Source organism: Vibrio neonatus (assembly GCF_024346975.1).
Lineage (GTDB): Bacteria > Pseudomonadota > Gammaproteobacteria > Enterobacterales > Vibrionaceae > Vibrio > Vibrio neonatus.
Window position 1 is genome coordinate 1,173,901 of record NZ_AP024885.1, and the last position, 17,644, is coordinate 1,191,544.

Consider the following 17,644-nt stretch of genomic DNA (forward strand, 5'->3'; position numbering starts at 1 on the left):
TTGCTCATGTCGATTCACACTTTTAATCAACCGGCTGTTCATGACGCCAAAACAAAAAATGATGTTGTTCTCGATTTTAGCCACGATACCCGCATACGAGTAGGTGTTGGTGTTGGCACTATTGCTGTTGGCTTTGTCACAATGGCCTTTCCTTTAATTCCTCGTGAAATTTTTATTCAACTCTTCACTTTTGGCCTGTCCAGTATGGCCATCGTTCTTATGCTTCTTCTTTCTACCGGTGGTTATTCATTACAACAAGTAGTGAAGGCAAAAGGGTTTAAAGGATACGCAGCCTTAATTGCCTTGTTGTTTGCAGCCGCTTACGCGATTAATTTATCTTCAGACCACGCACTATTCATGATTGCGGCTATGGTTATCGGTTATTTCCTATTAGATGAAGTGTCTACCATTGTGAAAACAGTGCGTAAGAGCAGCTTCAAATGCTTAGTGTTGCCTAGCATTGATCTTTTGGTAACATTGATTTGTTTAGGTATGTTAATTAGTGGTTTATCGGTTGATGGTGTGTTTGTAGTGAGCGCAGTATTAGGACTAAAAGTCGTGCTATTGGGCTGTTCTACAGTATTAACTCTCTCTGAGCCACAAACGAGTAGTTTTTACTAATAAAATGAATTCAAATAAAAACGCCAGCTCATTGAGCTGGCGTTTTTATATCAATCACACTAGTTTTTAGCGAGTTTGACTCGTATTCTACTTTTTTGCACATTGCTTTGGTCAAGTGCTGTCATTGCCGCCTTAGCTTGCTCTGCGTCTGGCATTTCTACGAATGCGAAACCCTTGGAAAGCCCTGTCTCTTGATCGAGAACTAGGTTACATACGGACACTTCGCCGTGTTCAGTAAATAGAACACGAATTTCATGTTCAGTCATTTGGCGTGACAGGTTACGAACTAAAAGTTTCATCTTTGACCTTAATAAGTTGATTCGAGACGGATTGTCTCAGGTTAATCTGCGAATACCAAGTTAAAATCCACTTGGCTATGATTCACTTGCCTATGATCTACCCACTATACCAATCACACTAAGTAAGTGATCAGAGCTAGCGCAGGAAAAATGCTCGAGAACAAGGCAGAATTTTTCGATAAGTAGTTATTCTACAATCAAAAATTCTAACGCCGTTATCGAGCATTTTAACAAGCTAGAATGACTAGTTACTTAGTACGATTGGTATTATACATCGTACTCTTGTATCTCTTTCTTTTCAGTTTTTGTTGGATATGCGAGATAGTAGGGGGAATGAGTCATTTTGTGGAATAGGCTAACTTAATACTATGAGTATCAAAAAGTGCGCATAATGACGAATTTTGATTGCATCGCCTTTGATTTAGAGTCACATTGTGCACAATTATTAGAAAATCCTTAAATGGACATTAATTTATGACACAGCAACAACCGAACAACCCATTACACGGGCTGTCTTTAGAAAAAATCTTAGTTCGATTAGTTGAACATTATCAATGGAATGGTTTGTACGCCGAAGTGCGTGTAAATTGCTTTAGTAATGATCCTTCGATTAAGTCATCGTTGAAGTTTTTAAGAAAAACGCAATGGGCGAGAGATAAGGTTGAAGCCTTATATATCAGTACCTTTTGCTAAATGCTGACTGTTATGTTGTCACGTGTCGGTGATGTGTGATTGATACCAATATAAGCATATCACTGCCTTCTCTTATACACAGGGTAGGCGGCGATGCCGTACAAGAAGCAAAGTTATTGGCACAGCAACATGCTTGCCAATTAAAAAGGGTACGTCGCAGTCGCAACTGGATGATCAGTGGCGAGGCTCTGCAGATACAGGCGTTTTGTCACTGTATTAATGCGCTACATCCTGAATCATTAGCATTTATGATTCGAAAAATTACGCCTGCATTGCAGCAACACCAAGATAAGTTGGAATCTCCACAGCAGCGCTTAAAGAGGTTGCTAGTTGAAGATCCAAACATGACGTTGTCTGAATTGATGGAATTGACTCAATGTTCGCTGGTGGAAGCGCGTCGTGCTAGGTTCGACGCTGATGATTTGTAGCGATTAAGTGGGTTTAACGCTGAGCTTTGGGCATACTTAATACCATTTTAAAATACGCCACCTCGCTTTTATAAAAGCGTTCCCCTTGTGTATTCATGTCAAATCTGTGGTAGAAATCGAGCGCTGACTCACGGGCATCACACCAAAATACATCAATATTGTGTTGGATTAAATACTCAATAATATGGCGGATCATTGCCGTGCCAATGCCTTTGCCTTGCTCTGAGGGTAGGGTGGCAAACTTGCGCAGTCTAGCGCTGCTGGCGGTGATAAATACCGAAGCCACGCATACCAGTTGCTCGTTTTCAAATGCGCCAAAGTGTATGCCAAATTCATCTTCTTCTACCTTACAAAATTCCATTGGCTTATTTGGCCAAAGCACTTGATGACGTATAGGCAGGGTAGAGCTGGCGTTGATTTGACGGATTTGCATAGTGTTCGTGGTGCTAAGTAGAGGGTGTGTTTGGGCTAAAGTTAGCAAATAGTGATAGCAGAGTCCATAAACAAAAACTCCAGAGTCTAAAGGCTCTGGAGTGTATCGTGCTTGCTAATATCTATTACAAGTATTAGCCAATATGAGTCATTTCATTTACTTCAAATGTCTCAATAGTCCCATCGGTAGCCGTTACGAAATCCGCTAGATGTTGAGTGTTCATATGCACTTGCCATAACTCACGAGATGCCCAGTTTTCGAAAAATAAGAAATGCGCTGGGTTTTCGTTGTCTTGATGAAGGTCGTAGCTAAGGCAGCCTTCTTCTGCGCGAGTAATATCGATTAGTTTTAATAGCTCTGATTTGATCAGCTCAACCTTATCTTGTTTAGCGATAATGTTAGCCACGATGGTTAGCTTAGTCATGATGTGCCTTATATGGTGTTAATAAACCGATGAGATAATAATGCCATGATTCTAATGAGATATTTCGGTGGATATTAAGTTTGATACTTTTCGATACTTGAGCTTGTAAGCAAGGTAATAGTGAACGGTTATTCAAAATAATTACAGAAGAAAAGTGGTGCCTTTAAATATTGGTATTCTGAGTGAACGATAAATTGTGCGTATTTTAATCTAATGCCTTTAAGTTTATGACAGAATAAATACATTTATTTGACTGCTGATTATAAAATAACCCATATTTTCTGATTATTATTTATATTATATTTCTTTAATAAAATTATAATGAAACGAATCTATATTCCATTTGGTTTTTACAATAATGGATATAACACAAATGAAACTCTCTAATTCTCCTCTTGCTATTTCTATTGCAGCCGCACTTCTTCTTTCAGGCTGTCAATCTGAGAGCAGTTCAGATGAAGCAAATGACCAAGTAAATAAAACTAAAAACGTTATTTTAATGATCAGTGATGGAGCAAGTGATGGAGCTTGGGATATCGCAAGCTTTTGGCAACACGGTGAGCTATTGAATGATACTTATCCCTTCAATGAGCTAGATACTCGTTATGCGATGACGACTTATGCTCTAAATGGTAACTCTGTACCTGATGAAAGCGATAGCTGTGATCCTGATCAGTATGCCGAGGGCTTTGGCTACGATCCGGAAAAGGCTGCTGACGATACACTCATTGAAAGCGATAAAGTTTTTGCCGGTTATGATTACATTAATACTAATTATACTGACTCGGCGGCTTCTGGTTCAGCTATTGCTACAGGTCAATCAACTTACAATGGTGGCCTTGCCGTCAACAATTGTGGTGTGCCTCAAAAGCAAATTACGGAATATGCACATGAGCATGGCCTTTCAACCGGCATCATTTCTAGCGTAATGTTCTCTCATGCAACGCCGGCGGCATTTGCTGCGAACAATATTTCACGTAATAACTACCATGAAATTGCCAGCTCAATGCTAAAAAATGGCCATGCTGATCTTATTATCGGTAGTGGTCACCCTTTGTATGATGGTGATGGTCAAAAATTAGCAGAGGCTGATTATAACTTCAGATACATTAGTGAAGACGATTGGAATGAGCTTCAAGCTGGTACGCTAACTTCAGCAACTTCTGAAACTCCTTGGACTTTCATCGAAACTAAAGACAGCTTTGATCAGCTAGCGCAAGGCATCGCATCAGATGAGATAATGAATGGTCCGCTACTGGGTATTTTCCAAACGGGTTGGACGACACAATATGACCGTACTTGTGAAGATGAATCTCTACGCGAAACCGCTTTTGCTTGTCCTGAACTGGCGACTGTTCCAGATCTAGGCACTATGTCTGTAGGTGCATTGAACTACCTATCTCAAAATGAAAATGGCTTCTTTGCTATGATCGAAGGTGGCGCAGTCGATTGGGCCGCTCACGGTAAAGACACTGCTGGTATTATCGAAGAGCAAGTTGACTTTCATGATGCAGTAAAAGATGTGTTTGACTGGGTTGAAGCAAACAGCAACTGGGATGAAACACTACTTATCGTAACAACTGATCACGGTAATGCGTACGTGTTAGGTGAAACTTCTGATTCAGCTATCTATGCGGGTGTTGAAAACCCAGGTGCTGAGACGATGCCAACAGTGGCTTACTACAGCGGCTCTCATACTAACGAGCTAGTTCGTTTCTATGCGAAAGGTAATGGCGCGGACAAATTCTCTGAATATGTTATCGGTACTGACGAAAACTATGCAGAGCATTACCGCCATACAGGAGCAACAGGTGACTACTTCCAAAACAATCACCTATTCCACGCGATTAAAGATATTTTTGAAGAGTAATCACTGACACTTTTTAATGATGAGAAAAGGCATACTCGAAAGGGTATGCCTTTTATAATATGTTATGCAGATTCTTCAATATTACTGACTAACTTTTCAGTTTTTCTCAATATATCTTTCAATTCTTCAAAACGAATAATTCCATTCTGATCTACAGGAATGAAGTTATATAATACTAATACTGTCATATATGACCCTCTACCAAATCGCGTAGGTCTTTCGAAGTTTAGATTATGTTGCCTAGAGTATTCTAGAGCAATATTATGCCATTTTGTTCTTAGTTCGCTTTGTAACGATCTATCTAAAACTTCTATTTTAATACATAATTTCTCTTGCTCTATCTGAATATACATTTTGCAATCAGATTTAGGTGTATGGTGCCACCAAAAACCCCAATATCCACCACTAGGGTTATCAATTCTCTCCCAATATGAATCATTGCATGAGTTTTGTAACTCACTATAAAACCCTTGCCATGAATAACCTGTCCACTTTGAGATAGGGTATGACCGGAAAGTATCAAATTTTTCATTTAGAGATTTTAAATGAGAGTAAAAATCACAGAATATATTATTGTCTATTTTGTAACTATGATTATTCAAGATAGATAATAGTTGCTCTCGCTTGCATACATTATACCCAGAATTTACAACATTTGCATAACTTGCTTGTTGATAAGTTTGAAGATAAATAGGTGCAATTTTGTCTTTATCAAAGCCCTTTTTTTGAATTATATTATAGTAACGTTTTAGTTGATTTGAGTGCTCTACCGTTCCTGTCTTATCTTCAATAATTATAGCTAGTTCATCATTTACGATACATAAAATATCTATGTTATTGTACTGTCGATGAACTCTTACTTTGCTAATTTTTTTTGGCACAGTAACTGAACATAATGAAAGAAAATACGTCAATAGTTCTTTAGAGCAACTATGTAAATTTTCATCTAGGGTGGAATATTTGGGTGAAGACCAAGATAGGAGCCAACAAATGAAAGCATCTTGCGACAATTCACTTGTCGCAAATTCAAAAATATTCGGTTTATTCATACATTCTGCCTTTACCTAAAACGAGTGTGTGTACATTACTTCTCAACAATGTTTATTATTTTTGGATAGGGTAATGATAATTCTATGATTAACAATAATTTATTTAGTTTTTGTCGACAAAATGAGATTAAACGCTCGATAAAACGAACTGTTTTATATTCAAACCGATTTTAATCTCGATAAGTTGTATAACAGCACCGTGGACGGTTTGGAGATGGAAAGTAAATTTAAGAAGAAATATTCGAATTACGTGGATATAATGTCAAATAAGCATACTTAAATCAAATGATTCATTCTCTTCAATTGTAGTGAGTTAATAAGTTTGTCTATGTAGTTGGGGTATTAGATATGAGGGAAAGCAAGTCAAATTTTTTGGACTTAAAATAAGGCGTAATACAACTCGATCTCTGTTTGGGAAAGCTTACTAGCGCAAAATAGACCATGAAAAAGCACCTAAAAACAATAAACTTGGTAGCCTTAACTTTCTATGGATGAACAAGCTGATTGGCTTTAAGTTTTTATTTTTGATGCTCACCGACAAGATACGTAAGGCTTCGGGTAAATGGTATTTACCCGTGAGTTTAAAATAGAGTGCTGTTTTTTTAGTTGTTTGCTGTTCAATTTATGGCTATTTATAAACACAACACTCTATTATTCCCTGTTTAATCGATGTACCAATAGCCTTTGTTAACCAAATCGCACAACAACGAAACCATAGCGCTAGAGGTTTCGCTAGGCCAGTTATCGGCGCTTATCTGCTCTTGACCACATAATAACGCAATAACATCAGTGCACTCGCTTGGCACCTTAATCACTTCACCGTTAATGTACGCGATGCTTGGATCTTGCTCGTGAAATAGGGCGCGCAGTCCTGATACTTTGTTGATGATCCCGCCGGTTTGAATGTGGTTGGCTATTTCTTCACTTTGCCAAAGTGGTTCTGGGGTGATGATATTTAGCTGGTGGCGCGACTGGCTTAACATGCAACCCATAAAGTCACTGATACCTTGTTCGTCATCGAGTGAGGATTTTAGCATTTGGGTTAATGACTGCAGATCGCTTGAGCTGATTTGCCCAAAATTGTTTTGCGTGCTTAGGTCGGGTTTGTGCAGGTGCTTATCACCAATATCATTGGCTAAAATGTAGTCGGCGAAATTGCTGATCAGCTCTTGCTCTTTAGGGGAGCGAAAACCCACCGAGTAACTCATTGACGGTTCTAGTGCGTAGCCATCGTGTGGGAAGCCCGGCGGAATGTATAAGATGTCACCCGGCTCAAGGATGTCATCGATAATCGCGTCAAAGGATTCAATTTGGCGTAGGGCGCTGTGGCGACAGGTTTCGACGTACTGACCTTCATCCTTTGCGCCCACTCGCCAGTGGCGTTTACCGCTCCCTTGAATAATAAACACATCGTATTGGTCGATATGAGGGCCAACGCCGCCGTCTTTCACTGAGTAGCTGATCATTAAGTCGTCAAATAACCACTGTGGCATGGCTTTGAAGGGCTCAACCAATTGAGCTGCGCCTTGGTGCCAGTGATTGGCCGCTTGCACTATGATAGACCAGTTAGATTCATCAAGTTCAGCGTATTTACCTTCGTTAAAAGGGCCATGTTCTGCTGTCCATTCACCGTTTTTGTTGGACACATAACGAGAGTCTACTTCTTCTTCCATCGTTAGTCCTGCTAGCTCTTCTGGCGAAACAGGGTCTTGGAAGTGCGCAAAACCGCCTTTGATGATGGTCGGTTTCTTTTGCCAAAATTCGGCTAAGAATTGCTCTAATGAAACGGTGAGTTGGTACATGGTTTTCCTTAAATTAATGCGTTGGCAAAGATGTGTGAAGCATTTAAATGCACAACTAAGACTGCTCGTGTTTAGAGACTTTTAAGCGATTATTTACATCACGGCTTTCAAGTACGCGACTAGTATGGTCAATTTCTTGACCTGATTTTGCCAGTCGGTCATATAAAAGTACGTTTACGGTTGCGGCAAGGTTCATACAGCCAATGGTGGGTACGTAAACCACTTCGTCAGCTTTATCGACAATGCTTTGCGGGATAGAACTGTCTTCTGGGCCGAAAATATAGAGGGCTTTTTGTGGATGGTTAAACTGTGGCAGTGGCGTTGCGCCTTCTGCCAGTTCCACGCACACAATTTTAATATCAGCATCAAGATCGTCGGTCATAGATTGCATCTGATTGAGGGCAATCTTGGTGGTCATATCTTTGGTGTCGGTATGATATTTAGCAGCTTTTGCAAAGCGCTCACCGGTAAATCGCACTTCGTCGGCTTGGTAACAGCCAGCGGCGCGCATGACGGCCCCAACATTAGTAGGGCTTTTAGGGTTACATAGACCAATAATGGTGAAGTTATTTTTAGACATAATTTTAGACACAGCTTGTTGAAACGGATGTTAGAGACAGGTTTTGGAAACCGTTTTAAAAAGGATTTTTGACAGCATACAACCTACTCATTGATGCGGGCAGTATATAGGTCTAGCCAAGAAATAGAAGAGGGGATTGTGATTTGGCTTCTCTAGATCGAAGAAGCCAAATATTCACGGGTGACTATTTACGGATTATTGCGCGTTTAACACGGCGTTGTAACGAGCAAAACCGTTTTCTAAATCTTTGATAAGATCGTCAACGTTTTCAAGACCGGTATGAATACGGAACAAAGTACCGGTAAAGTTAGGGTTTGCCACCGTTCTTAGGTTATTAAAGCTGCGTGGTTCATTGGCAAGAATAAGGCTCTCATAACCGCCCCAAGAATATCCCATACCAAACAGTTCCATACCATCTAATAGCGCAGTGGTCGCTTTGCTGTTTTGTGATTTCATCACAAACGAGAACAGGCCATTGCCACCGGTGAAGTCACGTGCAAAATATTCATGACCTGGGCAAGTTTCAAGGGCAGGGTGTCTAACATGATGCACTTCAGGGCGAGCTTGTAACCACTTAGCCACGGCTAAACTGCTTTGTTGATGTTGCTTTAAGCGCAGATCAAGAGTGCGAATGCCGCGCAAACCAAGGTAGGCATCATCTGGGGAGACACATTGTCCCATTAAATAGCTGTTTTCACGCAGCTGATCCCAGTAAGCCTCCGTCGAAATTGCCGTGCCAAGCATTACATCGGAGTGACCTACGATGTATTTTGTGGCCGCTTGGATGGAAATATCAACACCATACTCAAACGGAGAGAAGTGCAGACCCGCAGACCAAGTGTTATCAAGCATCACAATCATGTCGTTGTTGTGCGCAATCTCAGCAAGCAGTGGTACGTTTTGCACTTCCATAGTCACCGAGCCCGGAGATTCTAAAAACAGAATTTTAGTATTCGGCTGAATTAGCTCGCTAATTTCTTCACCAATGGTCGGCGCGTAGTAAGTGGTTTCCACGCCAAGACGTTTTAGCATGGTGTTACAGAAGTCGCGAGTGGGTTCGTAACAAGTATCGACCATTAAAATGTGATCGCCGGCTTCGACAAAAGATAAAATAGCATTGGAAATGGCCGCAGTACCACACGGGTATAACGCACAGCCAAATCCGCCTTCTAGCTCAACCATGGCATCTTGAAAGGCAAAGTGGGTTTGAGTGCCACGACGACCGTAAAAAAGGGCTTTATTAGCGCGATTAATAGTGGCTTGAGTTTTCTCAGCGACAGTGTCAAATAACACAGTTGATGCGCGTTGTACCGGAGGGTTTACCACTCCATGAGTGTATTTTTTGTCTCTGCCAGCACTGATAAGTTGCGTTGGTTTCGATACTGGAGATTTGCTTTTAGACATCTGCCTTCCCTGATGTGGTTTCTTTACCTTATTTAAACCATGAGCAAGGCAGGCAGTGCAAGTAAAATATCAACAATTAAGATTACAAAATTGGACTAAATAGATAGAAAACACGCTCTAAGAATCTATGTTGAATGCTACGCTCGCGCCAACGCGCCTCATCCACCACGGTAGATTGTTCCATATAAGTTTGTTGTAACCAGTACAGCTGCTTAGTGAATTCGGCATCATCCACCACTAAGGTCACTTCAAAGTTCAGCCACAGACTGCGCACATCAAGATTTACGGTACCGATAAGACAGTACTGCTCGTCAATGACGACCGACTTGGTATGCAGTAACCCTCCTGTGAACTCATGAATGACCACGCCCGCAGAGAGCAGTTCCGCATAAAAAGCCTTAGATGCCCAACCCACCATAATCGAGTCGTTGTTTTTCGGAATGATTAGCTCTACTTTTACCCCGCGCTGGGCGGTGGTGCGTAACGTTTGCAAGAGCTCTTCACTTGGCACAAAGTAAGGCGTAGTGATGGTTACCGATTTTAAGGCGCGGCTAATGGAGATGTTCAATACTTGGTGAATCAAGTTCTCCGGCATACCTGGGCCAGATGGTACCACTTGAATGGGGTGCAGTAAGTTATCTTGTTCAATGTGGCACTCAGGAGCTGTAGGGAAAGAGCGTTCGCCAGTTTCTACTTCCCAGTCCCAGCAATGGATTGCCGACAGCACGTTTACCGTAGGGCCGGTGATACGCACCATCACATCCACCCACATGCCAACCCCTGCATCTTGCTTAAAATACTCAGGATCAACCAAGTTCATGGAACCTGTGTAGGCCACCGCATCATCAATGACGATGATTTTACGATGCTGACGCAAATCTAAACGGCGTAAGAACATACGAATAGGCTTTACCTTGAGCGCCTGCACCACTTCAACACCGGCATTTTCCATCATCTGACACCAAGATGAAGAGAAGAACTTACCACTCCCTGCGGCGTCCAATAGGATCTGACAACGTACGCCACGTTGTGAAGCGCGAATAAGAGCAGAAACTACGCCGTTAGCTTGTCCGCCTTCGTTCCAAATATAAAACTCCATTCGAATAAAGTGCTGCGCCAGTTCAATATCTTCAATAATGGATTTTAAAATCTTTTGTGGGGTGTCTTGCAAAGAGAGGGTGTTACCACATAAAGCAGGAATGCCCATGCGGTTGGTACAGAGATCATCAATATGGGTAATGTGAGTGGGTGTTTTTTCTGGTAAGTGAGCATTACAGTCCAGCAGCTTGAGAAACCATGTCTTATAAGGAATAAACATAGCTTGCGCTCGCTCGGCTCGTTTTTTACCTAGATTAAGCTCGCCAAACAGGAAATAAAAGATGACACCGAAAATAGGCAGGATATAGATGATCATGAGCCAAGCTAGAGACACACTGACTGAGCGGCGTTTTATAACCACACGAATCGTGACACCGGCGACCAACATCCAATATAGGCCAATCCCTATCAAAGTGAGGGCTTGATAAAATCCTTCCATTTCTCTCAGTTAATAATCAATCACTTAATAGCTGTAGTGTATACGGAAAAGTCGCCTTTGTGCGTTTTTTAAGACAAAGGGAAGAATAACAGCGGTTTTCCATGCAAATTTACGCCTAATCTCAACAAGTATTTTGCAAAAGATACACAACAAGAGGTGAAATACAGGTATTTTTAACGAAAGTTGGGTTTCCCTTGGCGCTCAGGATATACTACTGAGCTTTCTTTGAGTCACTAGGACACCTGTAACTAGCCTATGTTTGATATAGTCGACGACCAAGCTCAGTTTGTGCTGATTAATAAGCATGCTTCAGTGAGCGTTCATAAAGATGAACAAGAGACCGGATTGTTAGACGAGGTTCGGCGTTATTTGGGCTGTGGTCCATTATACCTTGTGCATCGATTAGATAAGATGACATCTGGGCTGTTACTTTTGGGAAAGACACAGCAAGCGGCAAGTGAATTGTCTCAAGCGTTTGCTCAAAGAAAGGTAGAAAAATTCTATCTGGCGATTTCCGATAAAAAGCCAAAGAAAAAACAAGGTTTGATCAAAGGGGATATGGCAAAAAGCCGCCGCTCAATGTGGAAGCTAATGCCCACTACAGAAAACCCAGCTATTACCCAGTTTTTTTCAGCCTCTGCCCAAGGCTATCGCATTTTTCTGTGTAAGCCTAAAACGGGTAAGACTCATCAAATTCGCGTTGCGTTAAAATCGGTTGGCAGTCCAATTGTTGGCGACCCTATTTATTCACCCTCTAGTGACAGCGATAGGGGATACCTGCACGCATTTTCCATTAGCTTTGAGTTAGAGGGTGACAGTTATCGCTATCAGCTTGATCCTAGCTCTGATAGCCGTTTCGGTGAACTCTGGCAATTGCCTGCAATTCAACAACAAATCAGCGAATGGCAACAACCCCAACGACTTAATTGGCCAAAAATATAATGAATGATATTTCTCCTCCTATGAATGTAGAGGCGCTACCTCTGTTTTTTTCTGCATTGCAACAAGGCTTAAAAACGGCGCCGACTGAAGTAAGACGTCTATTTCACGGGCGAGGACGCACGGTGGCAGGTCTAGAGCAGATCACCTGTGATTGGATTGGTCAGCATCTCGTTGTGCAATTATTTAGACCAGTCTCGGATGAGTTTCTTGCGCATCTTGAGCAAGGCTTGCACCAATTAGCCGAGCAGCCAGAACATTCACATATTCGATCTATCTCGATTCAACATCGATATGAACACGGTGCGCCGACGCAGTTTTTATTGGGCGAAGCGGAAGGCAAAGTAGAAGTGGTTGAGTCTGGGCTCAAGTACTGGATGAATCTTTCTTCAAACCAAAATTCAGGTTTATTCTTAGACATGCGTTTAGGACGTGATTGGGTAAGGGCAAACGCTGAGGGCAAGAATATCCTTAACTTGTTTGCTTATACCTGTGGCTTCTCTGTGGCAGGGATTGCGGGCGGCGCGAAGCAAGTAGTGAACATTGACATGGCGCGCTCGTCGTTAAGTCGCGGCCGTGATAATCACAACTTAAACAATCAAGATGTGAGCCGCGTAAAATTCTTAGCCCATGATATTTTTAAATCTTGGGGCAAACTCAAACGCTTTGGCCCGTATGACTTGATTATTTCCGATCCACCGTCGTTTCAAAAAGGCAGTTTTGCCTTAACCAAAGATTACCAAAAAATACTACGCCGCTTACCTAGTTTACTGGCTGAAAATGGGCAAGTGCTAGCCTGTGCCAATTCGCCTGCGGTGACTTCTGATTTTGTGATTGATGGCATGGCTGAACATGCCCCTGAACTCAATTATGTGCGGCGTTTGGATAACCCTGCGGAATTTGACGATGTTGATCCAGAAGCCAGCCTTAAAGTGCAGCTGTTTTCCTTATAGTAGGTAGTAGGTGAGTGAAACCAATAAAAAGGCCAAAGTTTGTAGCAAACTTTGGCCTTTCTTTTTAATTGCTCTAAAGCCTATATTTAATAGGCTTACGATTCATCACCATCGGCAACACAAGTTTTTGAACTGATAACTTGCTCTACAATCATTTGACCACGGTTATTACGGATTTTGATAAGGTAGTTTACGCCTTTATCCATAGCCGCGCGTACGTCTTCAGAATTACAGTAGTAAGCATTGGCACTTTTAATCAATTGATCAGCAGGCTTGTGACCAGATTGATTGTAAAGCATTTCAATGATGACAGTGGCATCTTTAGATGTTGCTCGAGTAATGGTGAGTGGGCCGTACTCAATAGGCAAACTTGATGCAAGGATCCCCGCGCGGCGATCGGCGGTAATTTTAAGCTCTCGTTTCTCACTACTGCTAGAGGCACAGCCAGCAAGAATAATGGTAGCTAATGTTAAAACTAGTGCGCTTTTAAATGATGAATACATAATTAGAATACTTTTTTATAAGGTTTAACAATAACGTCTTGATAGACGCCTGCGTCGATATATGGGTCGGCATCTGCCCAAGCTTGCGCGTCTTGTAGCGTTTCAAACTGAGCGATGACGGTCGAACCTGTAAAGCCAGCCTCACCAGGATTGTCGCTATCGATAGCGGGCATTGGTCCTGCGGTAAGCAAACGACCTTGATTTTGTAGGTCTTGCAGGCGGGCTAAATGTTTATCACGTACACTACCACGTTTTTGTAATGAATCTTTGACATCCTGGGAAAAAATGACATACCACATAATAAATCCTTCTATTTTTCGATTTTTCGAGGGCGACCATTGTTATCAATAGCAACATAATGGAAAGTCGCCTCACAAACCAAGTCTCTTTCTCCTGCGCGGTCACCCATCACTTTTTTATTCCATACTTGCAGTTCAATCGACATAGAAGAGTTACCTATGTGACTGCACTCACCATGACAGCATACAATATCACCTACTGAAACAGGTCTTTTAAACGTAATACTTGATACTGATACGGTAGCAATTCGTCCTTTTGAGATCTCTTTGGCAAGAATACCCCCAGCAAGATCGAGTTGAGACATAATCCAACCACCGAAAATATCGCCATTAGCGTTGGTGTCGGCTGGCATTGCTAGTGTTCTTAGTAGCATTTCTCCGCGAATTAAAGACGGGTTACTCATTGCGTGTTTTACTCTCTTTTGACAATTGTGTGTAGATATAGAGCCCTGTGAGCAAGGCAAACAGTAGTGTGGCTATCATTAAGCCGAATACTTTAAAGTTTACCCATACATCAAGGGGAAGACGAAATGCCACATAGACATTAATTATGGCACAGGCAGCAAAGAAGATGCTCCACGCCCAGTTAATCGTGTTCCATGTTCGGCTTGGAAGTGTGATTTCTTTTTCTAGCATCCCTTTGATAAAGGGTTTACCGGATAATTGGGTAACAATAAGACCTACAGAAAATAGGGCATAAATAATGGTGACCTTCCATTTGATAAAGTCATCGTTGTGAAAGGCGATGGTCATACCGCCAAAAATAGCCACGATAGCAAAGGTGGTCAGCTGCATTTTTTCTATTTTCTTATACAGCACATATGTGACAAGCAGTTGAATAGCAGTAGCTACAATCAAGGCTCCAGTAGCAGTATAGATGTCGTACATTTTGTACAACACAAAAAAGATGATGAGGGGGATGAAGTCGAGTAGTTGTTTCATGATTCATACAGACGTCGATATTTGCGTTAGTTTACCTAAACGAAACAGTGAAATATAGCGGTAGGCCGTTTGATAGCCATAAAATCAAGCGATAACTGCAATTGCACCTATCGAACGGGGCTCAATGAAATTTTCGTGATGAAATTGAGAAATTAGTCATAGCTCAGGAATTTACAAATTTATTGAGACTTGTTCGCATTAACTCGATTGCTTAACTTGCGAAATAAAAAGGTTAGTGCTGTACTGACTTCGTTAATACAAATATCAGGAGTAGTAATGAACAAAGATGTGACGCGCTTATATTATGTTTACGATCCTATGTGTGCTTGGTGTTGGGGATACAAACCTACGTGGCAAAAGATTGAAACGGCGCTAAAAGGCAAAATTGATATTGTGTATATTGTTGGCGGACTTGCTCCTGACTCAGATGAGCCAATGCCGCAAGAGATGCGTACTCAAATAGCATCTTACTGGAATAAGATTGAGTCTCAGCTAGGTACTGAATTTAATCATGAGTTTTGGAGCAAGAATACCCCTCGTCGTTCCACCTATCCGGCATGCAGAGCAATGCTCGCCGCTAGGCGTCAAGATGCGGAGCAAAAAATGTTAACCGCAGTACAGCATGCTTATTATTTGGATGCGAAAAATCCAAGTGACAATGAAGTATTAATTGAGCTTGCTAAAGAGATTGGATTAGATGTTGAGAAGTTTACCTTTGATTTAACTTCTGACGATATCGAACAATATTTAAAATCAGAATTACGTTTCGCACGCTCTATTGGTGGCAACAGTTTTCCTTCTCTTTTTGTTGCCGACAAAGATACCGTGGTAGAAATCCCTATCGAATACAAAGATGCCAATATCACTATTGAGCAAGTAGAGCAGTTACTTAGTTATGCTTTATAACCTCGACTTTGGCAATCGCTTTAACTAGAAGCGTTAAGCTTCAATAACCGCTAAGTGTTTATCGTCAAATTTTCTTATTACTAAATAAAAACACCGGACTTAAGTAAGCCCGGTGTTTTTTTATTTGATGATTGGTACTACCTACAATTTACGATGTTGCTTCAACAACAGCAGGTTTTTCGTCATCAAGTAGTGCATCAACAATGACCGCACACGCCGCATCACCTGTGATGTTTAGTGCAGTACGAATCATGTCAAAGATACGGTCTAGAGCAAACAGCAGTGGTAGACCTTCAATTGGAATGCCCGCAGCAAGTAGTACCGCAACAACCAAGAATGATGGTCCAGGTACGCCTGCTTGACCTACCGCACCTAAAGTAGAGGTTGCGATGATTGCAATGTAAGCACCTAGGCTAAGATCAATACCGAACATTTGTGCAAAGAAGATAGCCACCAAGCCGTAGTAAATGGCATTACCAGACATGTTAATGGTTGCACCTAAAGGCAATACAAATGATGCGGTCGAGTTTCTTACTCCTAGCTCAGTCTCAACAGTATTCATGGTTACAGGCAGTGTCGCCATTGAAGACGCTGTAGATAGTGCCACTGCTTGTGGTTTTTTCATTGCCACTAGGAACTTCTTAGCAGAAGTCTTAGTGAAAATATTCACCATAAGAGGGTACACAACAAAACCAAAGATAAGGATTGCCACGACATAAACAATGAAGAGTTTAAGCACCACGGTTAATGCGCTAAAGCCAAATGAACCTACCGCATCAGCCATTAGACCAAATACACCAAGTGGCGCTAATAGCATTACTTTATTGATCATCCAAACCATGGCATCAACAATGGCATTTACGCCATTCATTAATGGTTGGCGACGTTCTTTTTCCAAGCTTGAAACAGCAATACCAAAGAAAAGACAAAATACTAAGATTTGCAGTATGTTTGCTTCGTTCAAAGATTGGAAAATATTGGTTGGGATCATGCCAGTGATGGTATCCCAGAAGCCAGGAATAGCACCTTGAGAAGCGTATTCACTAGAGAACATGCTTTCTACAGAGCTAACATCAATACCTGAACCCGGTTGGAATAGGTTACCCATTACTAACGCTAGCGTTACCGCTAGTGCAGAGGTGAGACCAAAAAAGCCTAATGTAGTTAAACCAACTTTACCTGCTGAAGAGCTATCACCTAGACCTGCGGCACCTGAAATAAGGGCAACAGCGACCAATGGAATAACCAACATTTTAATAAGGTTGATGAATATAGTACCTAGCGGAGCAAAGATTGTCGCACTGTGGCCCATTACTGCGCCTACTAATGTACCGACGACCATTGCAATGACAACTTGCACGCCAATGTTGCCGAGTAAACTTTTATCTTTTAACACTTCCTTTACCTTTTATGCTGATATTATGGAATATTGCCGAATATATGAGCTATATAGGGGCGTTATACCCTATTTTAAGGGATGCCCCATTGTACTGTGAAATGAACAAATGTGGCAGGGAGGGTAATAGTTATTGCGATGAGGGTCACGTACTTTTTTTTAAATATAATAACCTGCGCCAAATAGCTCATTTATGTAACGATATTATTTATCTCTATAATTATTAGCGTTACATAAATGAGCATTAAAAATTAATTAATTTTGAATCTATTGTATCAATTTGATTGTGAATAAATTGTTGCGCGCTGTGGGTGGTAAACAGTAACGCTAGAATGTGCTGATTTAGCGTTAATTGCCAATCAACCTTTTTATTACATTGGCGTGTGTTATTTAGACAAAGATGTGCCTACATAGAAACAGTCTATTTTTAGCTATTTAGTCATGATTGAGGATGGAGCGGATATGATGGCAAAACAAATATGTATTATTTGTGAGTTAAAAATATTTTCACTTCTAATTTTTGAATTTTATATTGCTATTATTTTAATACAAAGAGTAACGGTAAA

General features: G+C 41.3%; 20 protein-coding genes. 7 read left to right on the forward strand and 13 right to left on the reverse strand.

Annotated features, from left to right (window positions below; genetic code table 11):
• Window positions 1–6: 6 nt before the first annotated feature.
• Window positions 7–621 carry a hypothetical protein gene (locus OCU38_RS05415; RefSeq protein ID WP_261824067.1) on the forward strand — a complete coding sequence of 205 codons (615 nt, stop codon included), beginning with the start codon at window positions 7–9 and terminating at the stop codon, window positions 619–621.
• Window positions 622–680: 59 nt separating this feature from the next.
• On the opposite strand, the gene OCU38_RS05420 is transcribed toward OCU38_RS05415, so the two are convergent.
• Window positions 681–920, reverse strand: a complete 240-nt coding sequence (locus OCU38_RS05420) for an RNA recognition motif domain-containing protein (RefSeq protein ID WP_261824068.1) — start codon at window positions 918–920, stop codon at window positions 681–683.
• Window positions 921–1,394: 474 nt separating this feature from the next.
• Here OCU38_RS05420 and OCU38_RS05425 point away from each other — a divergent pair, with 474 nt between their 5' ends.
• Window positions 1,395–1,613 (forward strand): VF530 family protein, encoded by a 219-nt coding sequence (locus OCU38_RS05425; protein WP_261824069.1) that lies wholly within the window; start codon window positions 1,395–1,397, stop codon window positions 1,611–1,613.
• A 35-nt stretch (window positions 1,614–1,648) separates the two neighbouring features.
• On the forward strand, window positions 1,649–2,041 hold the full coding sequence (locus OCU38_RS05430; protein WP_261824070.1) for a ribosome recycling factor family protein: 393 nt from the start codon (window positions 1,649–1,651) through the stop codon (window positions 2,039–2,041).
• Window positions 2,042–2,054: 13 nt separating this feature from the next.
• On the opposite strand, the gene OCU38_RS05435 is transcribed toward OCU38_RS05430, so the two are convergent.
• Window positions 2,055–2,474 carry a GNAT family N-acetyltransferase gene (locus tag OCU38_RS05435; protein WP_261824071.1) on the reverse strand — a complete coding sequence of 140 codons (420 nt, stop codon included), beginning with the start codon at window positions 2,472–2,474 and terminating at the stop codon, window positions 2,055–2,057.
• 133 nt (window positions 2,475–2,607) lie between these two features.
• On the reverse strand, window positions 2,608–2,898 hold the full coding sequence (locus OCU38_RS05440; RefSeq protein ID WP_261824072.1) for a putative quinol monooxygenase: 291 nt from the start codon (window positions 2,896–2,898) through the stop codon (window positions 2,608–2,610).
• A gap of 373 nt (window positions 2,899–3,271) precedes the next feature.
• On the opposite strand from OCU38_RS05440, the gene OCU38_RS05445 reads away from it, so the two are divergent.
• On the forward strand, window positions 3,272–4,768 hold the full coding sequence (locus tag OCU38_RS05445) for an alkaline phosphatase (protein ID WP_261824073.1): 1,497 nt from the start codon (window positions 3,272–3,274) through the stop codon (window positions 4,766–4,768).
• Window positions 4,769–4,830: 62 nt separating this feature from the next.
• Here OCU38_RS05445 and OCU38_RS05450 read toward each other — a convergent pair whose 3' ends face one another.
• The 5 genes from OCU38_RS05450 to cls all read right to left on the reverse strand — a co-directional run bounded on the left by OCU38_RS05450 (window position 4,831) and on the right by cls (window position 11,140).
• On the reverse strand, window positions 4,831–5,817 hold the full coding sequence (locus tag OCU38_RS05450; RefSeq protein WP_261824074.1) for a PD-(D/E)XK nuclease family protein: 987 nt from the start codon (window positions 5,815–5,817) through the stop codon (window positions 4,831–4,833).
• Between the two features lie 662 nt (window positions 5,818–6,479).
• Complete coding sequence (locus OCU38_RS05455; protein ID WP_261824075.1) at window positions 6,480–7,619, reverse strand: ribosomal protein uL16 3-hydroxylase; 1,140 nt, start codon at window positions 7,617–7,619, stop codon at window positions 6,480–6,482.
• Between the two features lie 55 nt (window positions 7,620–7,674).
• Window positions 7,675–8,199, reverse strand: a complete 525-nt coding sequence (locus tag OCU38_RS05460; protein ID WP_261824076.1) for an RNA methyltransferase — start codon at window positions 8,197–8,199, stop codon at window positions 7,675–7,677.
• A 195-nt stretch (window positions 8,200–8,394) separates the two neighbouring features.
• Window positions 8,395–9,603, reverse strand: coding sequence for a cystathionine beta-lyase (locus tag OCU38_RS05465; protein WP_261824077.1), 1,209 nt, complete (start codon window positions 9,601–9,603; stop codon window positions 8,395–8,397).
• Window positions 9,604–9,685: 82 nt separating this feature from the next.
• A complete protein-coding gene (cls, locus tag OCU38_RS05470; protein ID WP_261824078.1) occupies window positions 9,686–11,140 on the reverse strand; it encodes a cardiolipin synthase in 1,455 nt (484 codons plus the stop codon).
• 255 nt (window positions 11,141–11,395) lie between these two features.
• Here cls and OCU38_RS05475 point away from each other — a divergent pair, with 255 nt between their 5' ends.
• Together OCU38_RS05475 and OCU38_RS05480 are read left to right on the forward strand one after the other, a co-directional pair.
• Window positions 11,396–12,082 (forward strand): TIGR01621 family pseudouridine synthase, encoded by a 687-nt coding sequence (locus tag OCU38_RS05475; RefSeq protein WP_261824079.1) that lies wholly within the window; start codon window positions 11,396–11,398, stop codon window positions 12,080–12,082.
• A gap of 20 nt (window positions 12,083–12,102) precedes the next feature.
• Window positions 12,103–13,032, forward strand: a complete 930-nt coding sequence (locus OCU38_RS05480; protein WP_261824240.1) for a class I SAM-dependent methyltransferase — start codon at window positions 12,103–12,105, stop codon at window positions 13,030–13,032.
• A gap of 95 nt (window positions 13,033–13,127) precedes the next feature.
• Here OCU38_RS05480 and OCU38_RS05485 read toward each other — a convergent pair whose 3' ends face one another.
• Genes OCU38_RS05485 through OCU38_RS05500 form a run of 4 tightly spaced genes read right to left on the reverse strand, consistent with a single transcriptional unit; the run spans window position 13,128 to window position 14,776 of the window.
• Entirely contained in the window at window positions 13,128–13,535 is a 408-nt protein-coding gene (locus tag OCU38_RS05485; RefSeq protein WP_261824080.1) for a GspS/AspS pilotin family protein, read from the reverse strand.
• A 2-nt stretch (window positions 13,536–13,537) separates the two neighbouring features.
• Window positions 13,538–13,834: a YciI family protein gene (locus OCU38_RS05490; RefSeq protein WP_261824081.1), complete on the reverse strand. Its 297-nt coding sequence runs from the start codon at window positions 13,832–13,834 to the stop codon at window positions 13,538–13,540.
• 11 nt (window positions 13,835–13,845) lie between these two features.
• Complete coding sequence (gene yciA / locus OCU38_RS05495; RefSeq protein WP_023404956.1) at window positions 13,846–14,238, reverse strand: acyl-CoA thioester hydrolase YciA; 393 nt, start codon at window positions 14,236–14,238, stop codon at window positions 13,846–13,848.
• On the reverse strand, window positions 14,231–14,776 hold the full coding sequence (locus tag OCU38_RS05500) for a septation protein A (protein ID WP_261824082.1): 546 nt from the start codon (window positions 14,774–14,776) through the stop codon (window positions 14,231–14,233). The genes yciA and OCU38_RS05500 overlap by 8 nt, the downstream gene beginning before the upstream one ends.
• 276 nt (window positions 14,777–15,052) lie before the next feature.
• Between OCU38_RS05500 and OCU38_RS05505 the strand changes: the two genes are divergently transcribed.
• Window positions 15,053–15,682, forward strand: coding sequence for a DsbA family protein (locus OCU38_RS05505; protein WP_261824083.1), 630 nt, complete (start codon window positions 15,053–15,055; stop codon window positions 15,680–15,682).
• A 148-nt stretch (window positions 15,683–15,830) separates the two neighbouring features.
• On the opposite strand, the gene OCU38_RS05510 is transcribed toward OCU38_RS05505, so the two are convergent.
• Window positions 15,831–17,078 (reverse strand): dicarboxylate/amino acid:cation symporter, encoded by a 1,248-nt coding sequence (locus OCU38_RS05510; RefSeq protein ID WP_261824084.1) that lies wholly within the window; start codon window positions 17,076–17,078, stop codon window positions 15,831–15,833.
• Between the last annotated feature and the right edge of the window lie 566 nt (window positions 17,079–17,644).

Excerpts from the sequence above, each read along its gene's own strand:
- OCU38_RS05440 (WP_261824072.1), bottom strand. The coding sequence starts at position 2,898 with ATGACTAAGCTAACCATCGTGGCTAACATTATCGCTAAACAAGATAAG.
- OCU38_RS05455 (WP_261824075.1), bottom strand. The coding sequence starts at position 7,619 with ATGTACCAACTCACCGTTTCATTAGAGCAATTCTTAGCCGAATTTTGG.
- OCU38_RS05450 (WP_261824074.1), bottom strand. The coding sequence starts at position 5,817 with ATGAATAAACCGAATATTTTTGAATTTGCGACAAGTGAATTGTCGCAA.
- cls (WP_261824078.1), bottom strand. The coding sequence starts at position 11,140 with ATGGAAGGATTTTATCAAGCCCTCACTTTGATAGGGATTGGCCTATAT.
- OCU38_RS05475 (WP_261824079.1), top strand. The coding sequence starts at position 11,396 with ATGTTTGATATAGTCGACGACCAAGCTCAGTTTGTGCTGATTAATAAG.
- OCU38_RS05490 (WP_261824081.1), bottom strand. The coding sequence starts at position 13,834 with ATGTGGTATGTCATTTTTTCCCAGGATGTCAAAGATTCATTACAAAAA.
- OCU38_RS05500 (WP_261824082.1), bottom strand. The coding sequence starts at position 14,776 with ATGAAACAACTACTCGACTTCATCCCCCTCATCATCTTTTTTGTGTTG.
- OCU38_RS05435 (WP_261824071.1), bottom strand. The coding sequence starts at position 2,474 with ATGCAAATCCGTCAAATCAACGCCAGCTCTACCCTGCCTATACGTCAT.
- OCU38_RS05485 (WP_261824080.1), bottom strand. The coding sequence starts at position 13,535 with ATGTATTCATCATTTAAAAGCGCACTAGTTTTAACATTAGCTACCATT.
- yciA (WP_023404956.1), bottom strand. The coding sequence starts at position 14,238 with ATGAGTAACCCGTCTTTAATTCGCGGAGAAATGCTACTAAGAACACTA.
- OCU38_RS05445 (WP_261824073.1), top strand. The coding sequence starts at position 3,272 with ATGAAACTCTCTAATTCTCCTCTTGCTATTTCTATTGCAGCCGCACTT.
- OCU38_RS05480 (WP_261824240.1), top strand. The coding sequence starts at position 12,103 with ATGAATGTAGAGGCGCTACCTCTGTTTTTTTCTGCATTGCAACAAGGC.
- OCU38_RS05505 (WP_261824083.1), top strand. The coding sequence starts at position 15,053 with ATGAACAAAGATGTGACGCGCTTATATTATGTTTACGATCCTATGTGT.
- OCU38_RS05460 (WP_261824076.1), bottom strand. The coding sequence starts at position 8,199 with ATGTCTAAAAATAACTTCACCATTATTGGTCTATGTAACCCTAAAAGC.
- OCU38_RS05425 (WP_261824069.1), top strand. The coding sequence starts at position 1,395 with ATGACACAGCAACAACCGAACAACCCATTACACGGGCTGTCTTTAGAA.
- OCU38_RS05420 (WP_261824068.1), bottom strand. The coding sequence starts at position 920 with ATGAAACTTTTAGTTCGTAACCTGTCACGCCAAATGACTGAACATGAA.
- OCU38_RS05415 (WP_261824067.1), top strand. The coding sequence starts at position 7 with ATGTCGATTCACACTTTTAATCAACCGGCTGTTCATGACGCCAAAACA.
- OCU38_RS05465 (WP_261824077.1), bottom strand. The coding sequence starts at position 9,603 with ATGTCTAAAAGCAAATCTCCAGTATCGAAACCAACGCAACTTATCAGT.